This is a genomic window from Acinetobacter sp. A1-4-2, from assembly GCF_040233925.1.
Classification (GTDB): Bacteria; Pseudomonadota; Gammaproteobacteria; order Pseudomonadales; family Moraxellaceae; genus Acinetobacter.
On sequence record NZ_CP157981.1, the window covers coordinates 1,453,645 to 1,477,979 of the forward strand.

22 protein-coding genes and 1 pseudogene are annotated in these 24,335 nt (G+C 41.0%); 9 read left to right on the plus strand and 14 right to left on the minus strand.

What is annotated here, in order from left to right; genetic code table 11:
* Nucleotides 1–52: 52 nt before the first annotated feature.
* The 6 genes from ABJ384_RS07265 to ABJ384_RS07290 all read left to right on the plus strand — a co-directional run bounded on the left by ABJ384_RS07265 (nucleotide 53) and on the right by ABJ384_RS07290 (nucleotide 5,584).
* The gene (locus tag ABJ384_RS07265) at nucleotides 53–1,297 is read left to right on the plus strand and encodes an acyl-CoA dehydrogenase family protein (protein ID WP_349929643.1); all 1,245 of its coding nucleotides are present in this window, start codon (nucleotides 53–55) and stop codon (nucleotides 1,295–1,297) included.
* A gap of 122 nt (nucleotides 1,298–1,419) precedes the next feature.
* A complete protein-coding gene (locus ABJ384_RS07270; RefSeq protein ID WP_300045030.1) occupies nucleotides 1,420–2,541 on the plus strand; it encodes a phosphotransferase family protein in 1,122 nt (373 codons plus the stop codon).
* Nucleotides 2,538–3,236: a histidine phosphatase family protein gene (locus tag ABJ384_RS07275; RefSeq protein ID WP_200224758.1), complete on the plus strand. Its 699-nt coding sequence runs from the start codon at nucleotides 2,538–2,540 to the stop codon at nucleotides 3,234–3,236. Before ABJ384_RS07270 ends, ABJ384_RS07275 begins: the two co-directional genes overlap by 4 nt.
* A gap of 26 nt (nucleotides 3,237–3,262) precedes the next feature.
* Nucleotides 3,263–4,006 carry an SDR family oxidoreductase gene (locus ABJ384_RS07280; protein ID WP_349929644.1) on the plus strand — a complete coding sequence of 248 codons (744 nt, stop codon included), beginning with the start codon at nucleotides 3,263–3,265 and terminating at the stop codon, nucleotides 4,004–4,006.
* A 243-nt stretch (nucleotides 4,007–4,249) separates the two neighbouring features.
* The gene (locus ABJ384_RS07285) at nucleotides 4,250–4,960 is read left to right on the plus strand and encodes an SGNH/GDSL hydrolase family protein (RefSeq protein WP_349929645.1); all 711 of its coding nucleotides are present in this window, start codon (nucleotides 4,250–4,252) and stop codon (nucleotides 4,958–4,960) included.
* Between the two features lie 30 nt (nucleotides 4,961–4,990).
* Nucleotides 4,991–5,584, plus strand: a complete 594-nt coding sequence (locus ABJ384_RS07290) for a uracil-DNA glycosylase family protein (protein ID WP_349929646.1) — start codon at nucleotides 4,991–4,993, stop codon at nucleotides 5,582–5,584.
* Nucleotides 5,585–5,606: 22 nt separating this feature from the next.
* On the opposite strand, the gene ABJ384_RS07295 is transcribed toward ABJ384_RS07290, so the two are convergent.
* The 3 genes from ABJ384_RS07295 to ABJ384_RS07305 form a co-directional block, all read right to left on the minus strand.
* On the minus strand, nucleotides 5,607–6,092 hold the full coding sequence (locus ABJ384_RS07295) for a pyridoxamine 5'-phosphate oxidase family protein (protein WP_349929647.1): 486 nt from the start codon (nucleotides 6,090–6,092) through the stop codon (nucleotides 5,607–5,609).
* 107 nt (nucleotides 6,093–6,199) lie between these two features.
* Nucleotides 6,200–6,637, minus strand: a complete 438-nt coding sequence (locus ABJ384_RS07300) for a hypothetical protein (protein ID WP_349929648.1) — start codon at nucleotides 6,635–6,637, stop codon at nucleotides 6,200–6,202.
* Between the two features lie 325 nt (nucleotides 6,638–6,962).
* Entirely contained in the window at nucleotides 6,963–8,522 is a 1,560-nt protein-coding gene (locus ABJ384_RS07305) for a phospholipase D family protein (RefSeq protein ID WP_349929649.1), read from the minus strand.
* A 121-nt stretch (nucleotides 8,523–8,643) separates the two neighbouring features.
* Between ABJ384_RS07305 and ABJ384_RS07310 the strand changes: the two genes are divergently transcribed.
* A complete protein-coding gene (locus tag ABJ384_RS07310; RefSeq protein WP_349929650.1) occupies nucleotides 8,644–9,759 on the plus strand; it encodes an S-(hydroxymethyl)glutathione dehydrogenase/class III alcohol dehydrogenase in 1,116 nt (371 codons plus the stop codon).
* 81 nt (nucleotides 9,760–9,840) lie between these two features.
* Here the strand turns inward: ABJ384_RS07310 and ABJ384_RS07315 are convergent, their stop codons facing one another.
* Nucleotides 9,841–11,046 carry an amino acid aminotransferase gene (locus ABJ384_RS07315; protein ID WP_349929651.1) on the minus strand — a complete coding sequence of 402 codons (1,206 nt, stop codon included), beginning with the start codon at nucleotides 11,044–11,046 and terminating at the stop codon, nucleotides 9,841–9,843.
* Between the two features lie 695 nt (nucleotides 11,047–11,741).
* On the opposite strand from ABJ384_RS07315, the gene ABJ384_RS07320 reads away from it, so the two are divergent.
* The gene (locus ABJ384_RS07320) at nucleotides 11,742–12,803 is read left to right on the plus strand and encodes a 3-deoxy-7-phosphoheptulonate synthase (protein ID WP_349929652.1); all 1,062 of its coding nucleotides are present in this window, start codon (nucleotides 11,742–11,744) and stop codon (nucleotides 12,801–12,803) included.
* A gap of 333 nt (nucleotides 12,804–13,136) precedes the next feature.
* On the plus strand, nucleotides 13,137–14,333 hold the full coding sequence (locus ABJ384_RS07325) for a PilT/PilU family type 4a pilus ATPase (RefSeq protein ID WP_349929653.1): 1,197 nt from the start codon (nucleotides 13,137–13,139) through the stop codon (nucleotides 14,331–14,333).
* A 154-nt stretch (nucleotides 14,334–14,487) separates the two neighbouring features.
* On the opposite strand, the gene gcvH is transcribed toward ABJ384_RS07325, so the two are convergent.
* From gcvH to sstT, 10 genes and pseudogenes are all read right to left on the minus strand, one after another.
* Nucleotides 14,488–14,862: a glycine cleavage system protein GcvH gene (gene gcvH, locus ABJ384_RS07330; protein WP_349929654.1), complete on the minus strand. Its 375-nt coding sequence runs from the start codon at nucleotides 14,860–14,862 to the stop codon at nucleotides 14,488–14,490.
* Between the two features lie 71 nt (nucleotides 14,863–14,933).
* The gene (locus tag ABJ384_RS07335) at nucleotides 14,934–15,962 is read right to left on the minus strand and encodes an AraC family transcriptional regulator ligand-binding domain-containing protein (RefSeq protein ID WP_349929655.1); all 1,029 of its coding nucleotides are present in this window, start codon (nucleotides 15,960–15,962) and stop codon (nucleotides 14,934–14,936) included.
* 107 nt (nucleotides 15,963–16,069) lie between these two features.
* Nucleotides 16,070–16,519 carry a MaoC family dehydratase gene (locus tag ABJ384_RS07340; protein ID WP_349929656.1) on the minus strand — a complete coding sequence of 150 codons (450 nt, stop codon included), beginning with the start codon at nucleotides 16,517–16,519 and terminating at the stop codon, nucleotides 16,070–16,072.
* Complete coding sequence (locus ABJ384_RS07345) at nucleotides 16,519–18,372, minus strand: ABC transporter ATP-binding protein (protein ID WP_349929657.1); 1,854 nt, start codon at nucleotides 18,370–18,372, stop codon at nucleotides 16,519–16,521. Before ABJ384_RS07345 ends, ABJ384_RS07340 begins: the two co-directional genes overlap by 1 nt.
* A 200-nt stretch (nucleotides 18,373–18,572) precedes the next feature.
* Nucleotides 18,573–18,758 (minus strand): annotated as a pseudogene (locus tag ABJ384_RS07350) (IS5/IS1182 family transposase); the annotation flags it as partial.
* Nucleotides 18,759–18,873: 115 nt separating this feature from the next.
* The gene (locus ABJ384_RS07355; RefSeq protein WP_349929658.1) at nucleotides 18,874–20,295 is read right to left on the minus strand and encodes a deoxyribodipyrimidine photo-lyase; all 1,422 of its coding nucleotides are present in this window, start codon (nucleotides 20,293–20,295) and stop codon (nucleotides 18,874–18,876) included.
* 92 nt (nucleotides 20,296–20,387) lie between these two features.
* Entirely contained in the window at nucleotides 20,388–21,644 is a 1,257-nt protein-coding gene (locus ABJ384_RS07360) for a mechanosensitive ion channel domain-containing protein (protein WP_349929659.1), read from the minus strand.
* A gap of 214 nt (nucleotides 21,645–21,858) precedes the next feature.
* Nucleotides 21,859–22,395, minus strand: coding sequence for a DUF2058 domain-containing protein (locus tag ABJ384_RS07365; RefSeq protein WP_349929660.1), 537 nt, complete (start codon nucleotides 22,393–22,395; stop codon nucleotides 21,859–21,861).
* Nucleotides 22,396–22,409: 14 nt separating this feature from the next.
* Nucleotides 22,410–23,084: a YoaK family protein gene (locus ABJ384_RS07370; RefSeq protein WP_166170043.1), complete on the minus strand. Its 675-nt coding sequence runs from the start codon at nucleotides 23,082–23,084 to the stop codon at nucleotides 22,410–22,412.
* 32 nt (nucleotides 23,085–23,116) lie between these two features.
* Nucleotides 23,117–24,310, minus strand: coding sequence for a serine/threonine transporter SstT (gene sstT / locus ABJ384_RS07375; protein ID WP_349929661.1), 1,194 nt, complete (start codon nucleotides 24,308–24,310; stop codon nucleotides 23,117–23,119).
* Between the last annotated feature and the right edge of the window lie 25 nt (nucleotides 24,311–24,335).

Consider the following 24,335-nt stretch of genomic DNA (forward strand, 5'->3'; position numbering starts at 1 on the left):
GGGTTATGTTGTTGTAAAGCGTATAAAACATAATATTTGAAGGAAAGTCGCCATGTTTGAATTATCAGCACGTGCACAGGACTATATTGAAAGAACCAAAAAGTTCATTAAAGAAGAAATTGAACCGGTTGAAACCGAGTTTTGGAATGATGTCCATGAGCTCAATCAAGGGGGAGACTGGACAACATGGCAATGGCCCACTCAACTTGAAATATTAAAAAATAAGGCTAAGGCAGCGGGTCTTTGGAATATGTTTTTGCCATGTCCAGAATTGGGGCAAGGCTTATCAGTTCAGGAATATGCACACATTGCCGAACTTTCCGGTCGTAGCTTGCTTGCACCGACGGTCTTTAACTGTAATGCACCAGACAGCGGCAACATGGAAGTCTTGTGGCGTTATGGTTCTGAAGAACAAAAACAGCAATGGCTCACACCATTATTGGAAGGCAAAATTCGTTCAGTATTTTGTATGACTGAACCTACTGTGGCATCTTCTGATGCCACCAATATGCAGGCTACGGCGGTGGTCGAGGGAGAGGAAATAGTTCTGAATGGCCGTAAATGGTGGTCGTCAGGTTTGGGCGATCCCAATGCAAAAATCATCATTTTTATGGCGCATACGCCTGATGAAAGCAAAGACCGTCATCATCAACATTCCATGGTTTTGGTTCCTGTAGATACTGCGGGCGTAACAATTGAACGCATGCTGCCAGTGTTTGGGGACTATGATGCACCACATGGTCACGGCGAAATCAGCTTTAATAATGTACGTGTGCCAGTAGCCAATTTTATTGGTGGTGCAGGTCAGGGTTTTGAAATTGCGCAAGGCCGTTTAGGGCCAGGTCGTATTCATCATTGTATGCGTTGTATCGGTGCAGCAGAAAAATCTTTAGAGTTGATGATTGATCGTGGTATGAGTCGTACTGCTTTTGGCAAAGAAATTTTAAAGCTGGGTGGCAATCTGGAACGTGTTGCAGAAGCCCGTGTGGCCATTGACCAGGCACGATTACTTACACTTTATGCTGCTTACAAGATGGATACTTTAGGTAATATGGCAGCACTGACTGAAATCTCAGCAATTAAAGTGGTTGCACCAAGCGTACTGGAAAAAGTGGTAGATATGGCCATACAGATACACGGTGGTGCTGGTGTTTCTCGTGATACACCTCTAACAGGATTCTTTGCTCAGGCTCGAAGCTTGCGTTTGGCCGATGGCCCGGATGAAGTGCATAAAGGCATGATTGCTAAACTTGAACTGGCAAAACGCGGTTACAGTTCAGGTCGGAAAAAAGATTAATTACATAAATAGTTGAAGCTGCTTATCACTTGCCTGAAAATTTTGCTGTTTATGAGAAATTAAACGGGTATAAATAAGTAAGCGATGAAGTGTTATAACATTGATGATTTAGGGAAATAACAATGTCAGTGATTGATGTGGGTGGGAAGGTTCGTCAAGGCGAAGAACTGGATGTCATTGCTGTTGAGAATTGGCTCAAAGCACAAGGAACTGATTTACAGGGTCAAGCCGAAGTTACACAATATTCAGGTGGAGCATCCAACTGGACTTACCGTTTGAAATACGACAATACGGACTTGATTTTACGCCGTCCCCCTAAAGGAACCAAAGCCAAATCTGCACACGACATGGCACGTGAATACAATGTGCAAAAAAATCTGGCACCATTCTATCCTGTACTGCCTGAAATGGTGGCGCTCTGTCAGGATGAATCGGTGATTGGCTGTGATTTCTATGTCATGCAACGTGTGGAAGGCATTATTCCACGTGCCAATTTACCCAAAGAGCTCAACTTTAATGAAGCTCAGGTCCGTGAACTGTGCATCAATGTCATTGATAAATTGATTGAGTTGCATCAGGTGCCTTATGCAGGGACAGAACTGGAAAAGCTCGGCAAGGGCGAAGGCTATTGTCGTCGTCAGGTAGAAGGCTGGGATGCCCGCTATGAAAAAGCCAAAACCCTAAATGTACCGTCTTTTAAATATGTCCGAAACTGGCTAAAAGACAATATCCCTGCCGATTCAAAAACCTGTGTCATTCATAATGACTGGCGTTTTGATAATGTAATTTTAGATCCGAAGCATCCGACACAAGTGATTGGCGTTCTAGACTGGGAAATGGCAACCCTCGGCGACCCTTTAATGGATTTGGGTTCAGCCCTCGCGTATTGGGTTGAAGAAAGTGACAATCAAATTTTTAAAGCCACGCGTCGTCAGCCCACCAATTTAAAAGGTATGTTCACGCGTCAGGAAGTGGTGGATTATTATTTGCAAAAAACTGGCTTGCAAACAGATAACTGGACCTTTTATGAAGTGTTCGGTATTTTTCGTTTGGCCGTGATTGCGCAGCAAATCTATTACCGCTACTACCATAAACAGACCAATAATCCAGCCTTTAAGGATTTCTGGGTAGTGATTCATGCCTTGCATATCCGTGCGCTTAAATTGATTGGTCTACAAAAACTTGAGGCCAATGAACTGGCTCAAAAATATATTGCGAAATTTAAGGAATTGATGCTGACATGACCACAATTTATCTGATTCGTCACGGGCAAGCCTCTTTCGGGGCTGAAAGTTATGACCAGCTTTCTCCCAACGGTGAATTACAGGCGAAATTATTAGGGCAATATTTCGACCAGATTCTAAAAGAAGCACCTTATGTGGTGTCAGGTTCGATGCAACGTCATCAACAGACAGCCAACTTGACTTTGGCACAATGTTTTCCTGAGGCTGAGATTCAGACCGATAGTGCATGGAATGAATTTAATCACCAGCAGGTTTTTGCCAGATACGAACCACGTTTTAATGAACCGCATCTGTTAAAGCAGGATGTCGCCAAGGAAGATAATCCTCGGGCTTACCTGGCTAAAATTTTTGAAGGGGCGATTGAGCGCTGGACGGGTGGTGACTATCATCATGAATATGATGAATCTTGGCCGCATTTTAAAAACCGGGTTGAAACAGCATTGCAAAACTTATGTGATGAACTGGCTAAAATCAAACCGCGGTATGCCGTAGTGTTTACCTCTGGCGGGGTGATTTCGGTAGCTGCAGGAAAACTGTTAGAGCTGAATGCTAACCGGACTTTTGCCTTAAACTGGGCAATCGCCAATACCAGCATGACCACACTACGTCTGGTGGGAAATGAACCACAATTACTGAGCTTAAATGAACACCATTTTATTAAGGCCGAAGATCCTGGCTTACTGACCTGGATTTGATTAAAAAAATAGCAAAGGAAGACAACATGGCAAAAACAATTTTAATTACCGGGGCAAGTTCAGGGATTGGTGCAGGTATGGCACGTGAATTTGCACAAAAAGGCTATAACCTTGCCATCTGCGCCCGTCGTTTGGAGCGTTTGGAAACTTTAAAACAAGAGTTGGAAACCAAATACGGCGTAAAAGTCATAGCCAAAACCTTAGATGTGACTCATTACGACCAAGTCTTTGAAGTGTTCCGTGCATTTAAAGAGGAATTTGGCACCATCGACCGTATTATTGTCAATGCCGGTGTGGGTGAAGGTCGCCGGATTGGTAAAGGTAATTTTGAAATTAACAAAGCCACTGTCGAAACCAACTTCATTTCAGCTTTGGCACAATGTGAAGCCGCAGTGGAAATTTTCCGTGCCCAAAATGCAGGGCATCTGGTGATGATTTCATCTATGAGCGCGATGCGTGGCATGCCGAAACATTTAACCGCGTATGGAGCCAGTAAGGCAGGAGTTGCGCATTTGGCTGAAGGCATCCGTGCTGAGCTGATTGATACCCCGATTAAAGTCACTACCATTTTCCCAGGTTATATCCGTACAGAACTGAATGAAGGTGCGAAAAAACTGCCTTTTGAAGTGGATGAAAAAACCGGTTCGCATTTACTGGTCAAGGCCATTGAAAAAGCACCAGTTAAAGCTTATGTGCCACAGTGGCCCTGGTTACCTTTAGGCTTGGCCATGAAAGTATTGCCACTGAAACTGGTCAACAAGTTGGGTTAATTTTTGAATTATAAATAGCCCATTCGATGGGCTTTTTTATACGGAGTAAAACACTGTAAAAACTAAGCTTGATAAAAAATAACATCATCAGCAGATATCGACCACCCTCAGCCCTAAATTACTACTGACCTGATGCAGCACATTCACTATTTAATTAGATGAAACTTATTGTAATTTAAGTCAATGCTTCTCACCCCATAAACTCTTATATTGATACAGATATCATCGTGAATCTTATTTTGTATGCTGTTAAAAATTTCAACCATCGTTCTGATTCCATCCCTGATTATTCAAGGCAATGCAGTTAAAAAGAAGACTCTACGTTTAGCAGAACCAGAAGGACAACGTCAGGGGACAGTTGGAACTGGAAAAATGCTGTCTATTTTAATTTTAGGAGATTCGGCTGCAGCTGGAGTCGGTGTTGCAACTCAGGAAGATGCTTTACTCGGTGCAGTGCTGAAGCAGTTAAAAGATGACTATGAAATCAGTTATCAACTTGAAGCTACCACCGGTCATACCAGCGGACAAGTGATTCAGACTGTAAAGAATATGCCCAATCAACACTTTGATGTGGTGATTACTTCTGTGGGGGTAAACGATATTACCAAACTGACCTCACCTAAAGACTGGATTCAAAAGCAGCAACAACTGTATGCAGAAATTAACCAGAAATTTACGCCTAAGTTAATTATTGCTTCTGGTGTGCCACCGATGAACATGTTTCCTGCATTGCCAAATCCACTGGCCTGGTTATTTGGACAATATGCCAAAGGTATGAATAAAAATTTTACGAAATTTGTTCAGCAGAACGGTAATATGCAATGGATTGAATATGATTTGCAACGTTTTAAAAGCCTCAATCTGGAAATGGCAAAGGATGGTTTTCATCCCAGCAAGGAAATTTATACACTTTGGGGTGAACAGGTGGCAGATAAAATTCGTCAAATGTTTTAAATTAAGCTGAAGACGGATAAATAGACTGTTATGAGTACCGAACCAAATATTGAAACCCATCCACTGGAACCTTTTTTACCCCCAAATGCCAGATTGCTGATGATGGGTAGCTTTCCACCACCTAAAGTCCGCTGGAAAATGGAGTTCTATTATCCAAATTACCAAAATGACATGTGGAAAATTTTTGGTTTGGTATTCTTTGGCAATAAAGAACACTTTTTAGATATTGCCAATAAAAATTTCAAGGAACAGCAGATCCGTGATTTTTTAATGGAAAAAGGCATCGCAATTTTTGATACGGCGTACCAAATTATCCGTTTAAAAGGCAATGCTTCGGATAAATTTCTGCACATTGCTCAAGCAACTGATTTAAACAAGCTGCTACAGCAGATTCCTGAGTGTAATAGCATCATGACCACTGGAGATAAAGCCACTGATACCTTGATGCTTTCAATGCCTGAAGCTACGGAAAAACCGAAAATTGGACAGTCCTCCAAAGCTTATTTTGCTGAACGCGAGCTGACTTTATACCGGATGCCATCTTCATCCCGTGCTTATCCGCTTGCTTTGGAGAAAAAAGCCGAAGCATATAGTCAATTATTTAAAGAAATAGGCTTACTATAAGTAAGTTTTAGAAAGTCTATTTTTAAGAGAAGGGCATCATTTTAGGATATTTGACCCATCTAAAAGAATGAACGCTAAAATCACGCACATAGCTAAAATCGGACCAGATGAGGTGTCTGCCTTTCGTCCATTTTAGGCTTTGAATACGTCGTGAAATTTGAGCCAGTTCTTCGGTATTGGCAAGATGAAGATCACCTATTTCCACATATAGCTGAACGCCAGGAAAATCACTAAACTCACCTTTAAATAAAGATTTTAACCAAAACAAACGGCTACTATTGACTGCCTGAATACAGGCCTTGCTGTTGTGCGGTACATTCTGTTGCAATGATTCCGTATACGTATCAAAGAAAAAACCGCTTGGATTTTCTCTAAGAAACAAAGTTCCTATCGGAGTTACAGTAGGCTGCAAGTTTGCATCTACCGTAGCAATTGAACAGTGCATGGCAGCTTTTTGAGTGTCATTAACAACTTTACGAATATGTTGCCATTGTTGGGTCGTGATCATTGAAGTTATTATTTTTGTAGTCAGTTCAACTTTAATCTAACAGATTTATCCATTTAAGAATTGACAGAAATAGACGTATAGACAGGTAGAAAAATCAATTTTAACCTTTATCCATCATATTCCACATAGTCCCATAAATTTAACCGGGCTTTAATCTCTTTACGGATATTCGGCAACATTGGCAGCAGGGTTCCGTCAATCCACAGGCTTAAGGCCTGAGCAGAAATCATCTGCTGATTGGCATCTATAATTTTTGCGCCTTTGACCATCACCAGAGTTTCTTCACTCGCTGTAGTTTCAATGCCTTTAAACAGGACTTGGAGTTCAAAACCGGTATCCTGAATCAGCCATTCCAGTTCCAGCTGCACATTTTGATTGGATTTTAAAATGGCCTGACCTTCAATTAATTCAGAATCGGACTGGCAATCATGCTCTACACGAACTTTCGCTAAAAACCAGTCTTGGCGGCCTAAATCGTCCAGCGTTTTATACGGGGTTAAAATATCACTTAAATTAAATTGACGGCTTAAATCAAAAAATTGCATTGCAGAAGATCACGATTGGGAGAGAGCTGAGTTAAAAACTCGAAAAATGGCATGTTAAATCAAATTAAGAAACGAGTAAAATCATTGTGTTGATTGATCTAAAATATATATAAATAACATTTAATTTCTTATAAGTATTTGCATAAATATTCATCAGGGAAGTGCTCAGTCTGATAGATGAGATAGGGCGGATTATAGACTTGCAGCTTTTATCAAGGCGGATTGTGTAGATTCATTAGCACAATATGATCTCGTGCTGATCTTCCAGTACTCGATGATTTAGAAAGACAAGGCCTGTGTGTTTTTTAATGTCATTAATTTGTCATTACATCATCCATTCAAATGGGAGGTATGACACCGCTTGCATGCTAAAACGCTGAAATCTGGTCGATTGGGGATCATGTGAATACTCTGTGCGAGTTCCATCTTTATGATGCTCTATCCAAATCACTTCACCTTGTGGATTAAGTTTCAATTCATAGGCAATAAGCGGTAAGTATTTATCTAAAGCGTTCGAAATTTGTTGTTGTAAGATAGTGGATTCGACCATCAGTCCTACTTCGCTATTTAAATTGGCGGAACGAGGATCAAAATTGGCAGAACCAATAAACACCATGCCATCTATATCCAAAAACTTGGCATGCAAACTGGAGGCATTTTTCCCTTTAGCTGGAATGACATTACCTGTCATCACTTCATACCAGGTCCGTTTATTGCGTTCTATATAGGGCTTAAATTCATATAATTTTATCCCGTTTTTCAGTAAATCATGGCGATATTGTCTATAAAAGGCATGTACCAGAGGAACGTCATTGGCAAGGAATGAATTGGTCAGTACTCGAACATTCACGTTGTTTTGGGCTAAACTGGTTAAATAATCCCTGCCTTTTTTTGTGGGGACAAAATAGGCAGAGACCAGCTCCAGATGCTGTTCAGGTTTTCCCACAAGCTGCATTATTTGACGGTAAATCAGTTGATTATCCGATGCCTGAGCGCGAATTTTATCGGGTGAATCTGCGACAAAATGTGCTTTTGCCCAGTTAATAGGACGATCTTTTAGATGTTCAGTGATCTGTTTTTCAGCCAGTTCAATCCGTCTTTTTAGCTGGTCTTTTTGTAAGGCAGTCAGCTCATAATATCGACGTAATTTGGCAAGCTGTTCTGGACGGCTTTTACCCAACAGCAGGGGTACAGGATAACTTAAATCATCACTCCAAAAGTCCTGAAATACTTTGTTGGCATGCTTCACGGCAGTGCCATAAAACAAAATGTCCATATCGGTAAACTGGAAAGACTCACTGGCTTCAAAGTATTCACGGCTAATGTTGCGGCCACCGGTCACCGCTATGGCACCATCGGCAATAATCAGCTTGTTATGCATACGGCGATTAATTTGTTTGAAACGAAAAATATAATCAAACACGCGCAGTTTTCTGGCCCTAAAGGTATAGGGATTAAAGATTTTAATTTCAAAGTTTGGATGTTGTGCCAATTGTTTTAAGGTAGCATCGAGTTGGGAACCGTTCTGGTCATCAATCAATAAACGGATTTTTACCCCACGATCAGCGGCTTTTAGCAATTCAGCCAGCATCAGGTGACCAATCGAGTCATCTTCCCAGATGTAGTACTGCAAATCGATATTATATTGTGCTTTATTAATCAGATGTAGCCTTGAAGCAATACTGGTAAAAGCATCATCTAAAGCAAGATAGGCGGTAAGGCCCTGGATAATTTGTGTATCTACATTGGAACCGTTTAACCAGTGCTCGGCATGCACCTGAATGGGAGACTGCTTTTTGGATTCATTCATCGGCAAACTGCACCCCATCATTGTAAAAATTGTAACAGCAAACATAACAGCATGCATGGATGGTCTAATCTGCATAATTGTTATAAAGTCATAAAGTTATAAGTACATATTATCATCATGTTATAGGTTGAATCGGACAATAAAAAGAGGTTACTGTAGCTCATCTGTTAAAGAACCCAAAAAGGATAAATTATTCATGAAATCACGTGCTGCAGTCGCATTTGGTCCAGGTCAACCGCTCCAAATTGTTGAAATTGATGTTGCTCCGCCAAAAGCAGGTGAGGTTTTGGTAAAAATTAGCCATACCGGCGTATGTCATACCGATGCCTTTACGTTATCGGGAGATGATCCTGAAGGCGTGTTTCCTGCAGTATTGGGCCATGAAGGTGCTGGTGTGGTGGTCGAAGTCGGTGAAGGCGTAACCAGCGTAAAACCGGGTGATCACGTTATTCCACTGTATACCGCAGAATGTGGTGAATGTTTATTCTGTAAATCGGGTAAAACCAACCTCTGTGTCGCGGTTCGTGCAACCCAAGGTAAGGGGTTGATGCCAGATGGCACCACACGTTTTTCTTATAATGGTCAGCCGATTTACCACTATATGGGCTGCTCAACTTTCAGTGAATATACCGTGGTCGCTGAAGTCTCTTTGGCAAAAATTAACCCTGAAGCAAATCATGAGCATGTGTGTCTGCTCGGTTGTGGCGTAACCACAGGTTTAGGTGCAGTCAAAAATACCGCTAAGGTTCAGGAAGGCGATACTGTAGCGGTATTTGGTCTGGGCGGTATTGGTCTGGCTGTGGTGCAAGGTGCCAAAAAAGCCAAAGCCAGCCGTATTATTGCCATTGATACCAATCCTGAAAAATACAAACTTGCTGAACAGTTTGGTGCGACAGAGTTTTTAAATCCAAAAGATTATGACAAACCGATTCAGGAAGTGATTGTTGAAAAAACCGGTTGGGGTGTAGATCATTCTTTTGAATGTATTGGCAATACCAATGTGATGCGTTCTGCACTGGAATGTGCTCACCGTGGTTGGGGACAATCCATCATTATTGGGGTAGCCGGTGCTGGTCAGGAAATTTCAACCCGTCCATTCCAGCTGGTCACCGGCCGTACCTGGAAAGGCACCGCTTTTGGTGGCGTGAAAGGCCGTTCACAATTGCCAGGTATGGTAGAAGAAGCCATGAAAGGAGATATTCAGCTTGAACCTTTTGTCACTCATACCATGGGACTGGAAAAAATTAACGAAGCCTTTGAGTTAATGCATGATGGTAAATCGATTCGTACAGTGATCCATTTTGAAGACTAAACATTCTCAAATAAAAACGATATAAAAAAAACGGGCAGATTGCCCGTTTTTTTATATCAGCCTAAAGAAGTTCAGTCCAAATTAAGCAGTGGTTTTAATGACTTCAGCAATCGATTCAGCCACATAATCAATATTGCTTAAATTCAGACCTGCAACACACATACGGCCACTACGCACCAGATAAATGCCGTATTGATCTTTGAGAATATCGACCTGTTCAGCACTCAGCCCGGTATAGCTAAACATGCCTTGCTGTTTGACCAGATAGCTAAAATCTCGTTCCGGTAAGGCCAGGCTCAGTTTATCTTTTAAAATGTGACGCATTTGAATAATACGTTCTCGCATTTCTTGCAGTTCAGCTTTCCATAATGCAGTCAGCTGTTCATCATGCAAGACATTATTCACTAACAATGCTCCAGTCGTTGCCGGACTGGAATAAATACGGCGTACAGTCGCTTTTAGCTGGCCCAATACTTTTTGTGCAGTGGCCGAATCGTCACAGACAAAAGTTAAACCACCAACACGTTCACCATAGAGCGAGAAAATTTTAGAGAATGAATTGCTGACAATAAAATTCATGCCTGCTTTATCTAAGGCACGAATCGCATAGGCATCTTCTTCTAGTCCTTGCCCAAAACCTTGATAGGCAATATCCAAGAAGGGAATCAGATCCTGTTGTTTTAGTACAGTAATCACCTGATCCCATTCAGCAGGCGTCAAGTCAGCACCCGTCGGGTTATGGCAACATGGATGTAATAACACAATACTTTTTGCCGGTAACTGGCTCAACTTTTCCAGCATTGCTGGCACATTGACGCCATTGGTTGCTGCATCAAAATAAGGGTAGAAGTGCGAGTGAATACCAGCACCATTAAAAATGGCAATATGATTTTCCCAAGTCGGTTGGCTAACCCAAACATCAGATTCAGGAAAATATTTTTTCAAAAAATCCGCACCAACTTTAAGCGCGCCAGAACCGCCTAAGGTCTGGATGGTCACCGCGCGTCCATCACGGCGCGCCGGACTATTTTCTCCCAATACCAGCGCTTGAGTAGCCTGATTATAAGGTTTTAAGCCATCCATCGGTAAATACAGCTTAACCTGTTCATTGCTTGCTTCAATATTCTTATACGCTGCTTTGACCGCTTCAAGTTGAGGCACAATATTGTCTTCATTGTAATAAAGCCCAATACTTAAATTCACTTTTTGTGTCCGTTCATCTTTAGCAAATTCTTCCATTAAGGAAAGAATTGGATCACCGGCATACGCATCAACATGTTGGAACATGAATACATCCTTCGTTATGGAGTAAAACAAATCAAGCTTTCGGTATGAATAGCATTCTAGCGGCTTATTGCAATTGCTGTGATGCTTTTTTTCTTATCAAAAAATCAACACTCTTAACTGCTTTTTTGTTTATGGAAAATAATAATGCAGTTAGAGAGAGGTGACTTTGAGGTGATTTTATAGAGATATAACTCGAAAAAGAAAGGTGAATCTTTGCTATTTAAAAATCTTTCACAATCACTTGAATTTTATCTGGTCCGGTTTTTAACCCATATATAAGCAAAAGTTTAATGATTGATGTAGTTTTATTTTAAATAAAACTATTGTCAAATATGGCAATACAGCGTATTTTAATTTCAAGATACATACTTTTTTGAAGAAATAAAGATGTTAAAGCAACCTGTACTCTCAAACGCGACTTATTACTTTTGGCAATTTAGATAATTGCCTGAATGCGTTCGGGCAAGAAAAGGTTGCCCACCAAGTTTATAACCTGATCGGGCAACCCTGATCAGGTTTTTTTTATATCTTATTTTTTACATTTTTGGAGTTTAGACATGCAAACATTAAATTATTCATACTTTAGCAATTTTTATTGGTTTTACTTTAGTCAATTGATGACTCTTTACACGCAATCCATTAGACCCATAACGCTTAAATAAAAGATTGGACTGAATAGTCCCCAGGAAAGACCAATGAATGCTTTAAATACTGCTTTACAACAAACTCAAACAACTGCAAAAGAAACCATTTTAACTTTGCCTCACCAATTGAAGGCACAATTGCCATTATCGAATAAATTGGCGCAACAAATTGCTGCGCAGCGTCAAACCATTGAAAATATATTGGCAGGCAAGGACCATCGTTTGATGGTGGTGACAGGCCCATGTTCGATTCACGATCCCGTGGCTGTACTTGAATATGCGCATAAATTACAACAATTACAAAGCCAGGTGTCAGATCAGATTTTCCTGGTGATGCGTGCCTATATTGAAAAACCGCGTACTACCATAGGCTGGAAAGGCTTCCTCTATGACCCAAATTTAGATGGCTCATCCAATATGCAATTGGGACTAGAAAAATCACGTGAGTTGTATCTACAAATTATTGAAATAGGTTTACCGATTGCTTCGGAAATATTAAGTCCAATGGCGACTGCGTATTTCGATGATTTACTGGCATGGGGTGCTATTGGTGCACGGACCAGTGAATCTCAGATTCATCGTGAAATTTCCAGTCATATGCCATACAGCATCGGTTTCAAAAATGGCACCGATGGCTCCATTCAAATTGCACTGGATGCTATTCAATCTGCATCGCATCCACATCAATTCCTGGGTCTGGGCCAATCCGGTTTACCTTGTATTTTAGAGTCGCAGGGCAATCCAAAAGCACATTTAATTTTACGCGGTGCAAATTCAGGTCCCAATTACCAGCTGGCGGAAATTGAAAAGATCAAAGAAAAATGCAAAGGTGAATTACCAGCTTTGGTGATTGACTGCAGTCATGGCAATAGCCACAAAGATCCGCTTTTACAGCCTCAAGTGCTCAAGACGATTATTGCGGAACGTACTCAAAGTCAGGTTCGTGGGGTAATGCTGGAAAGTAATCTGGTTGATGGCCAACAAAAAATTTCTTGTGAGATGACTTATGGCCAATCTGTGACAGATGGTTGTTTAGGTTGGGACAAAACCCGGCAAATTTTGCTGGAGGCGGCAGATTCACTGCGTGTTTCTCGATTAAAACGGAGTGCCTGATTTTCTACAAAAAGTTTATCGATGATCAATAATCTATAAATAATGTTGTGATAAAGCCCCTGAATTTAGGGGCTTTTTTTCTTGTATAGATCTATTTTTGTTATCTGGTTAATTTTAAACCACGCATTTATTGATGCTGTATGCAATTTCTATTCATACTTTTAACCAGTTAAAAATAACAAAGTTGAGTACTTTACTATGTTTATGCACAATAGGGAAAAACAGTAATCAATAAAACATGAATTGTTTCTTCACGACTGAGATAAGCATTTAAATAAATTAAACCAATTTCAGTATGCGTGGATCATAGAAACAATTCTCATCGGGGAATATATGTATAGTACGGAATTACTGGAAGAAGCACGTAAAATGATGTTCCATATGCTGACTAAGGTGGTGGAATATGGAGGATCTGATTTATTTATTTCAGCAGATTTTCCACCGAGTATTAAACATCAGGGCTTAATGAAACCGCTTGGCCAGCAGGCATTGACTGCCGACAAGACCAAGTTGTTCGCCTATAGTTTAATGAATGAAAAACAGAGGCATGAGTTTGAAACCGAGCTGGAATGTAATTTTGCCATTAGTGTTCCCAATGTTTCGCGCTTTCGTGTCAATGTATTCCAGCAGCAATTACATGTAGGGATGGTAATACGGACCATTACCGCAGAAATTCCAAATTTTGACCAGTTAAAGCTTCCCGAGTCCTTAAAGCATGTGATGATGGCAAAACGCGGTCTGATACTTGTGGTCGGTGCTACCGGTTCGGGGAAATCGACTTCTTTAGCTGCCATGATTGATCATCGTAATGAAAATTCTGCCGGGCACATTATTACCGTGGAAGATCCGGTAGAATATGTGCATAAGCATAAGAAATCGATGATTACCCACCGCGAAGTCGGCGTGGATAGTCATTCATGGCACAATGCCTTGAAGAATACCTTGCGTCAGGCACCGGATGTCATTTTAATTGGTGAAATCCGTGACACGGAAACTATGGAACATGCCATTGCCTTTGCCGAAACCGGACATTTATGTTTAGGTACTTTACATGCCAATAATGCCAATCAGGCGCTGGATCGAATTATCAACTTTTTCCCGGAAGAACGTCGCAATCAATTGTTGATGGATTTATCTTCCAATATGAAGGCGATTATTTCACAGCGTTTGGTGCGTACTGAAGATGGACGTGGACGTCGTGCAGCCATTGAAATTTTGCTGAATACACCTTTAATTGGAGATAATATCCTGAAAGGCCAGTTTCATGAACTCAAAGAAATCATGAAGAAATCTCGTGAATTGGGCATGCAAACTTTCGATCAGGCTTTATATGATTTATATAATGAGGGTGCGATCAGTTATGAAGAAGCATTGCGTAATGCCGACTCCATGAATGAATTGCGCTTGCAGATTAAATTGAAAAGTAACAGACAGGATCAAATGGTTCCAGGTTCAGCTGCATCATTCAGTATGCTGCAAGATAAAGATCCGGAAGAGAATCAAGCTAAGACAGGCCCGGAAACACCTTAATCATAAATGTCTTAAGTCAGATACTTTTTTATTAAAAAATTTGAGCTTTCTTTTTCAATTTGCTTTTTCAAAGACTATTTTTTTAAAGAGTACGGCATTTTTCTGACGATAAAAAAATCAGCCATACAGGCTGATTTTTTTATTTAAAGCAGTATTACAAACCTGCTTCATATTCACTACTGGAAAGCAGTTTTTCTACATCCGCCATGTTGTCTGGCTTGATTTTATAAATCCAGCCTTTGCCATAAGGGTCATCATTGACAAAATCGGGATCATCTTCAAGTGCTGAATTGACTTCTATCACTTCACCTGAAACTGGTGCATGAATATCAGAAGCCGTTTTCACCGACTCAACTACGCCTGCCTGTTCACCGGCAGTAATTTTCTGACCCACTTCTGGCGCTTCAACATACACCAGATCGCCCAAAGCATCTTGTGCATGGTCGGAAATCCCAGTAATAACCAGATCACCTTCAATTTTGACCCATTCGTGTGTACTTGCGTACTTTAACTCTGAAGGGTGATTCATGGATGACTCCTTTAAAATATTCAAATCATTTTTGCCATGTTTTATACATGTTTTTTGATAAAAACAAAAGTTTATAGATAAGGATCTTTACGCCAATTGCTTGGACTACGCCCACTCCAACGCTTAAATGCACGGCTGAAATTGGCGACATCGCTATAACCAATTTCATCGGCAATCTGCTCAAGCGTGTAATCAGTACGTGACAGCAGTGAAGTGGCATGCCGATAACGTACTTCATCCACCAAGGTAGAAAATGAGGTGCCTTCAGCTGCCAGTTGGCGTTTCAGGGTACGATCTGACATATGCAGCCGATCTGCCACATTTTCAATACTTAAATAATGTTGTTCCGAATTGGTCAAAATGTCACGCACCCGCATGGCCAGGCGGCGACGTTCGCCCAAGGCAGACAGTTCTGCTTCACACTGGTTAATCGCAATCTGGCTGGAAATCGGGTCAGCATTGACCATTTTCAAGCTCAGATATTTTTTATCAAAACTGCTTAATAAATGTGGCTGTTCGAAACGGAACTGATGCGATGGAAATTTTGCCATGTAACGTTCAAAACCGGACGGTTTGGGAAAATCAAAATCAATCTCCCCGGACAGGTCCTCACAACCGGTCAGGGCTTTGGCCATGGTAATAATGCCAAAGGTCAGGGCAATGGCAATTTCAGTACGTAAGGGTTCAATATCAAAATCACACTGCAACTGTAAGGTCGCTTTTTCACCAAAGGTGGAAAAATAAAGTTGTAAAAATGGCATACGCAGCTGGATAAACCGATTCGCCAAGATCAGCGCATCAGTAATATCATGTGCCGTCATAATGGCATAACCAATAAAGCCATGAATCGAGATACGCATCTGGGTGCCCAAATGGAAACCCAAAGTCGGTTCGCCAGTTAAACGTAGCGCATGTCTGACCAACTCATTAGCAACGGGTGTAGGAATGCGAAAGTTGGGATCTGCCAGCTGTTCACTGCTCAAATGAAACGGGGTAAAGAGTGCTTCAGCAGTGTAGCCCCAACGGGAGACCACATCTAACAGCAGTAGCCCATAAACACCCGGTATGCCTTGATCCTGTCTTGGAGAAATCGTTTTCATGCGCCATCCATTGCATTCATTCGTTTTTCTATTTGTAGATGCCATATTGGCATGAGTTGAAACAGTATGCTATTAAAATTGTTGGACAATATTTTAAAGCCCGAAAATTATTCAGGCTGAACATCTTTTTTAAAGACCACAATTTTAGTGGTTGAAATAAGTAATACATCATGGTTCTGATTGAATGCCTGAGTCACATAACTGACTATAGCGCGGTCAGTTTTACTTTTAGATGGCGTAATTGCCACAATTTCCACTTCAACATGAACCTTATCGCCAGGACGGGTCGGACGTGGCCAGCGCAGACTGGATTCCGAACCAATCAGACCGTAAGCGACCGGAAAACATTCAGTCCATAAACGCATGGTCACTGCACAGGTGTGCCAGCCACTGGCAGCAATGCCCTGAAAAACAGGATGTGCTTTGGCCTCATGTTCATCAGTATGAAAAACTTGAGGATCATAAGCATGTGCAAACTGTTTAATTTCTTCTAAGGTCATTTCATATTCACGGCTAATGAAACGATCACCCACTTTTATATCTTCTAAATACAGCATCAATACATATCCCTTTTCTTCAATGCCTGTTGTTCGATTAAAAAACTGCCCGTCTGTCTTTGCCACAAATGTGCATAAATACCACCCAGCGCAACCAGTTCTTCATGCGTGCCTTGCTCTACAATGTTACCTTCATCCAGCACAATCAAACGGTCCATTTGTGCAATGGTGGATAGTCGATGGGCAATCGCAATCACGGTTTTACCTTGCATCAGTTCATCCAGACTGGATTGAATTGCCGCTTCTACTTCAGAATCTAAGGCACTGGTGGCTTCGTCTAAAATCAGGATTGGCGCATCTTTCAAAAACACCCGGGCAATGGCGATACGCTGGCGTTGACCACCAGACAGTTTTACGCCACGTTCACCCACATAGGCTTCATATCCAGTTTTGCCACGCAGATCAGTGAGCTGTGGAATAAAATCTTCCGCCTTGGCTTTGCGCACAGCTTCAAACATCTCTTCATCTGTTGCATCGGGACGACCATATTTAATATTTTCAGCCACGGTACGATGTAACAAAGAGGTATCCTGAGTTACAAAAGCAATATTTTTACGCAAACTGTCCTGAGTGACATCTTGAATATTTTGACCATCGATCGAAATACGACCTTGGTTAATATTATAAAAATGCAATAACAGTTGAATCAGGGTCGATTTTCCTGCACCAGAGCGGCCGACAATGCCAATTTTTTCTCCCGGTTTAATGGTTAAATTAAAATGATCAATCACATTTTTATTTTGATAAGCAAAGCTGACATCTTCAAATTTAATTTCACCATGCTGTAGCTGTAAAGGTTCTGCATCCGGTTTGTCCTGAATGTGAATTGGACGCCCCAAGGTTTTCATACCATCCTGAATGGTTCCGACATTTTCGAACAGTGCGGATGACTGCCACATCATAAATTCGGCAATACTGTTGAGTTTTAAAATCATAGCGGTCGTTGCAGCAATAATACCGAGTTCGGCCTGACCGTTGATCCATAACCAGATGGCGGTACCTAAAACGCCACCATATAAAACCACACTGAGTAAATTGATGCTGATTTCATACTGTGTGCCCAGGCGCATTTGCTTATATACCGTGATCATGAAATCTTGCATGGATGCTTTGGCATACTTGCTTTCACGCCCAGCATGTGCAAATAGTTTCACGGTTTGAATATTAGTGTAAGCATCAGTAACACGACCAGTCATGATTGCACGGGCATCGGCCTGCTGGCTTGAAATCTGGCTTAAACGTGGAATAAAAAAGCAGGCAGCACAAATAAACAGTACCAGCCAAAGCAGCAGAGGCAAAATCAGTAGTGGAGAAATTGCCCCCAGAACCAGACTGATCGTGACAAAGTAGATTAGAACATAGGCAAGCATATCACCCAAAATCACCCAGAATTCACGTACCGCCAGTGAAGTCTGCATTACTTTGGCAGATAAACGTCCGGCAAAGTCGTTGTGAAAAAAGTCTAGACTTTGCTGTAACAGTAAATTATGGAAACGCCAGCGTAAACGCATGGGAAAAGTACTGTATAAAATTTGATGCTTGATAATAGACTGCATATTGGCAAATAAGATATTGGCCAGCAGAATGCAGCTCAAGATCGTAAGATTTTGGCTATGTTCAGCCAAAAAAGTGTCTGGTTGACTCTTGCTTAGCCAGTTCACCAAATCGCCGATTTTGGAATAAAGAAAGGCTTCAAAACTTGCAGCAGCTGCAGTAAACAGCACCAGCAACAATAAATAAGGGCGCACACCTTGAGCAGCTTGCCAGACAAAAGGGAAAAAACGGGTAGGAAGTGGTTCGTTTAAACCTTTGGATGGATAAGGATCGACGAGTTTTTCAAACCACTGCAACATGCGAATTTCCTTGAGTAAATGGCTGTTAGGCTGAATATTATTGCAACTTTAATAGTATAAATAATAATTTAATGAATATCTAAAAGTCTGATTAAATCAGTAAACTTTTCATTTTAACGGCTTTGTTACATAAATATTTAAAAGCTGAATTTACTCCAAATCATTAAAATTTAGGAGATCACTTGGGTATGAGGTCTACCTCACTCGGTAAATTTGTTCAGTACAGCCACACATACATGAATTTCATTCACCTGGCGATGATAGCCCGACCATTTTTTTCAGATAGTTCTACCTGAGAAACACTGCTTCGCAAGATTAATGGTTTGAATTAATTCATTTCGATCAATTGAACTGATTTTAGAATCTTTCTAGGGCTTGGCATTTTTTAGGTGGATTCTCCTCAGCACCTTAAAGCAGCATTCAACTGAAACGATTTGTAGATTGCAGTAGTTTTGGGTCTCGCCCTGATTGAGCAGGGCGATTCTTTAATATTGCCAAAAGTCAGATTAACTTAAACGCCTCTATGGCACGCTTGCGCGATAAGCTTAAATCCACAATTGCCCGTGGGTAATTTAATTTTCGCACCTGTGGGTAAGCATAAGGATCATGGATTTTTTTTGCATCCAGATGCGCCAGTTCCGGTACCCATGTTCGGATATAATCGCCGTTTTTATCAAACTTTTGCGCTTGGGTGATAGGGTTGAAGATTCGAAAATAGGGTACTGCATCGGTTCCCGTTGAAGCACACCATTGCCAGCCTCCATTGTTGGCTGCCAAGTTACCATCAATTAAATGCTGCATGAACCATTTTTCACCCAGACGCCAGTCAATCAGCAGGTTCTTGGTCAAAAACATGGCCGTAATCATCCGTACCCGATTATGCATCCAGCCCGTTTTTAGCAACTGACGCATACCGGCATCTACAATCGGGATTCCAGTTTGACCTTGTTGCCAGGCAATCAGTTCTTGCTCGGCGTTACGCCATTGGATTTTTTGAGTATTGGACTTAAAAGGTTGATGTTTGGAAACGGCAGGAAATTGATAAAGAATGTGTTGATAAAACTCACGCCACAACAATTCATCCAGCCAGGTTTGTTGTCCCGCATTGTCTATATGAAAATGACCATTTTGTTTTCTAAACACGGCTTGTAAGCACTGCCTGATTGAAACCGCACCGATATTTAAGTAAGCAGACAATCGGCTGGTCGAATTGAGGTGAGGGAAATCACGTTCCTGTTGATAGTGTTGCATTTTAGAGTCAACAAAATGGTTCAAAATATTCAGGGCATAGTCTTCCGTTACCGGCCAAAGCTGCTGTAATTGATCCAAGGCTGAACTTTGCATATAGGTTAATGCACTGATTTTTGTATTTTCTGATTCCAGGTTCAGCGCTATTTTTTCCTGCTTTGCGACTGCTGGATAACATTGCGGTAGGCCAATGCCAAGTAATTCATAACAGCATTTTTTAAACGCACTAAACACCTGATAAGGCTGATTAGATTTATTTGTGATTGAACCGACAGGAAAAATCGTCTGGTCATGATAAAGCTCAAACGGGATCTGATGATTCTCCAGTTTTTTTTGCGTCTGAGCATCGCGTTTTAATTCATTCACTCCAATTTCAATATTGGCATGTACAGCGTCAATACCAAGTCGCAGACAAAGCTGTAGCATCTCGTTGGGGACATCTTTCCATAAAGGAATGTGCTTGATCAGCAGTGGAATATTTAGCTGATTGAGCTGTGATTTTAGCGTTTCCAGTTGGCGTAAATAAAATATTTGTTTGGCAGGGCTGTCATCATGTTGTTGCCATTGCTCAGGTGAGAGAATCACCAAGGCAACACAGTTTCCAGATTGAGCTGCATGCCAAAGTGCAGCATGGTCTTGTATACGCAAGTCCTGTCGAAACCATATTAATTGCATGAACGGGGGATGCCTTATTTTCAGTTGAATCATTCAAGTACAAATAAGAATAATAGCAATACGTTTTAACTATTGCATCAGCCCGTTTATTTTTAAAGTTCGGCTTGATCTGCTGAACGTGCCGTGAATTGCCTGAAATCAGCACCGGATGGTGCCTGATAAACTCTTAAACCAAATTCCGGGACAATTGCAATCAAATGATCAAAGATATCAGACTGTATCGCCTCATAATCTTTCCATACTGTCGTATTTGCAAAAGCATAAATTTCCAGGGGCAAACCTTCACTGGTCGGCTGTAATTGTCGAATAATCAGCGATTGATTTTGCGCGATACCTGAATGCTGTTTTAAGTAAAACTCAACATAGGCGCGGAAGGTACCTAAATTGGTTAAACGGCGCTGATTGTATAAAGATTGGTTCGATAGTTGCTGGTTAAAGCTTTCCAGCTCATCATGTTTGCTATTTAAATATTGATCCAGCAATAAAAAATCTTTTAGTTTTTGCTGCTCATCCGGTGTCATAAAATGCACACTACTTTGATCAATAAAGATGGACCTTTTGATGCGGCGCACTCCAGCATACGCCATACCGCGCCAGTTTTTAAAAGTATCTGTTACCAGCTTATTGGTTGGAATAGTAGTTAAGGTTTTGTCAAAATTTTGCACGGTAATGGTATGTAATGACATATCAATGACATCACCGTCGGCATTCAGTGAAGGCATTTCTATCCAGTCACCAATTCGCACCATGTCATAAGATGAAATTTGTACTGAGGCTACCAAGGAGAGAATGGTATTTTGAAATATCAACATCAATACTGCTGCCATGGCACCAAAACCTGCCAGCAAAGTAAAGACATCTTTTTTGAGGAAAGTACCTAAAATCATCAAGCCACAGACAATAAAGATAATCAGCTTAACCAGCTGTAAATAACCTTTAATCGGTTTATTTTTTGATTTGGGATTACGTTGATAAACCAGATTGAAAATACTTAAAAATTCACTGATGGCTAAAGCAAGTGTGAGAAAAATAAATGCCTGTGCCGCCATCTGAACCAAAACAGTTACTTTTTCTGAAAGATGCGGAACAGTGACAATACCGTTCATAATCACAATCGCTGGCACAATGTTTGAAACCCGGCGGATAACACTATGCTGGGCAAAAATGTCCTGATTGACAAATTTCATCTTGGAAATCAGTTGGCGGATACCACGAACCACTACTTGCTTGGCAATAAAATTTGCCAGGAGTGCCAGTAAAACTAAAATACTGAGAGAGGTGAGCATTTCTAGCCATGGATAGTGATCTGACCAGTCCTGAATATTTTGTATGAATGCCAATTGTTCCAAAAACTTACCCTGAATTTTTTAAATTATGGAATAGTGTATAGCGTTATTTTTTGATTATTATAAAGATAACGTTTTATATACATGAACTCAAACAAAATTCACCAGCTGGACTGATGCTGAAATTACTTAATTTCTTATCATTATTCTGTTGTTGTCGTCTATGCCAATACGAATACTGGCATAGTGAATTCCTTCAACAATTGATGAGCTGGACTTACCACATTAAATCATCAGGAATGACATAGGCTGCATATGGATCGTCTTCATCGGTGGTCTGTTCATTCTTTTCAGAATTGTTGACAATAATGAAGCCTTCCATCTTGTCGTTAATGCGCTCTGCCAAGGCTTTAGGCAAAACGGCATAACTATCTGCTTCTTTGGCAATAATGAGTGAACCTGCAACCAGTGCATTGTAAATCTGCTGATTGAGATAAATCTTTTTGACTTTATTATCATCAATAAATTGATAGGAAACTTCACCATCTATGTCTTTAATTTTATGCTGATTGATCATTTGAACAATGGCAGCCTTTAATTCTTTACCCTGTAACAGGCGTTTTTTTTCTAAATCCAACGCCTGATCGCGAGCCAGCTTTTCTTGCTGGTCTTGAGCAATTTTGGCTTTTAATTCAGCTTCATTGCTTTGTCCGGTACGTTGCTCATGTACGGCCTGTTTTGACAGTTTTTTAGCCTTTTTATTATCGACTAAACCCGCTTTTAGCAATTGAGCCTGTAATGCATTTTTGACCATAATAAATTCCGATATTACTCTTGAGTCTGCCGATAACGATAATAAATAACCCAATAAATCAAGCTAAGTGTCCAGCTTAACATCACTGGGACAAGGTAAGCATGCAATTTTAAATAAGGATAAATCACGCTGGCAAGTAGACCGCCAATGAAAAATCCAAATAAAATGAGCAAGTGCAGAATAATACGTCTACGTTCTACTTTTAGTCCCCGTAACCTGTAGCCTAAAGCCAAGCCCAAATCGGTCAAAACACCCGATAAGTGGGTTGTACGAATAATCGTACCTTTATAATGACTGACCATAGCATTTTGGATCCCCATGGCACCACATGCCCAAAGTAAGGCATAACGTGGAAAATAGGGAAGTAAAAGCCAACACAACAGGATAAAAAAAGCCACCAAGCTTAAAGGAAAACCGTAGCGGCGTCCTAACTTAAACTGACTATTTCCCAGTATAAATCCACTATAAAATGAACCAATGACATAGCATAGAATAACCAGGATTAAGTAAAGGATGTGTTCAGGTTCCCACTTGAGTAAAGCCATGGCCAACATGCTGACATTTCCGGTCATATGGGAAACGGACTGATGCAGCACGGTCACCAGTCCGAGAACGTTAATCATTCCTGCATTGACTGCAAGAAAAAAAGCCCCTAATTGAACCCAGAGCGGTAAAGTTTGAAAAGGCATAACGTCACAAAAAAAACTTAATAATGACTATCTTAATCCAAACCGCGGTCAACGGCAGCAGTAAATAGCACATCTGTTGAAGAATTTAATGCAGTTTCTGTTGAATCCTGCAATACGCTAATCACCATACCAATGGCTACCACTTGCATGGCGACATCCGAACTGATCCCAAACAGGCCACAAGCGACAGGAATTAGCAACAAAGATCCCCCGGCAACACCGGAAGCACCACAAGCTGAAATGGTTGCCAGTACCGATAAAACCAGCATGGTGGTGAAATCCACCGAAATACCTAATGTATTCACAGTGGCTAAGGTGAGAACGGTAATGGTAACAGCAGCCCCCGCCATATTAATCGTTGCTCCTAAAGGAATGGCAACGCTGGCTGTAGATTCAGCAACACCTAAACGTTTGGCCAAATCCAGATTCACAGGAATATTGGCTGCCGAACTGCGAGTAAAAAACGCCGTAATGCCACTTTCGCGTAAACATTGAAAAACCAGTGGATAGGGATTTGCACGGGTCACAAAGGCCACCATCATTGGATTGACTACCAATGCCACAAACAACATGGTGCCAATCAATACTGCTAACAATTGTGCATAGCTCTCAAACGTACTTAATCCAGCTTCTGCAAAGGTCACGGCAACCAGACCAAAAATACCCACCGGGGCAAAATTGATGACCAAACGGATCACGGTATTTACGGCATTTGCAGCATCGGTGAGCAATACTTTTGTTGAGTCATGGGCATGACGGAATGCACCCCCCAAAGCAACAGCCCAGGCCAAAATACCAATAAAGTTGGCTTCACTAATCGCAACTACAGGATTTGCCACAAAACTTAAAAGAAGGTTTTTTAAGATTTCAATCAGGCTACCTGGTGGTTGCAAGTCTGCATTTGCGGGAATATCCAGAAACAAGCTACTTGGAAAAATGATACTGGCAATTACGGCACTTAATGCAGCCAGTAACATTCCAATCGCATACATTAGTATGATGGGTTTAATTTTCGCGCTATGTCCGACTTTAAAATTAGCAATAGAGGCTAAAACCAGCACAAAAACTAAAATGGGCGCAACAGATTTAAGTGCTTTAATAAACAGGTCACCTAACAGGCTTAAATAAGGAGCCAGATTCGGGAACAAAACAGCAACACCAATACCGAGAATAATGGCGATAATAATTCGGGAGACTAAACTCAAACGCATTAAAGCAGAAAACATAAAGGTGCCTTGTTACAAATACGAG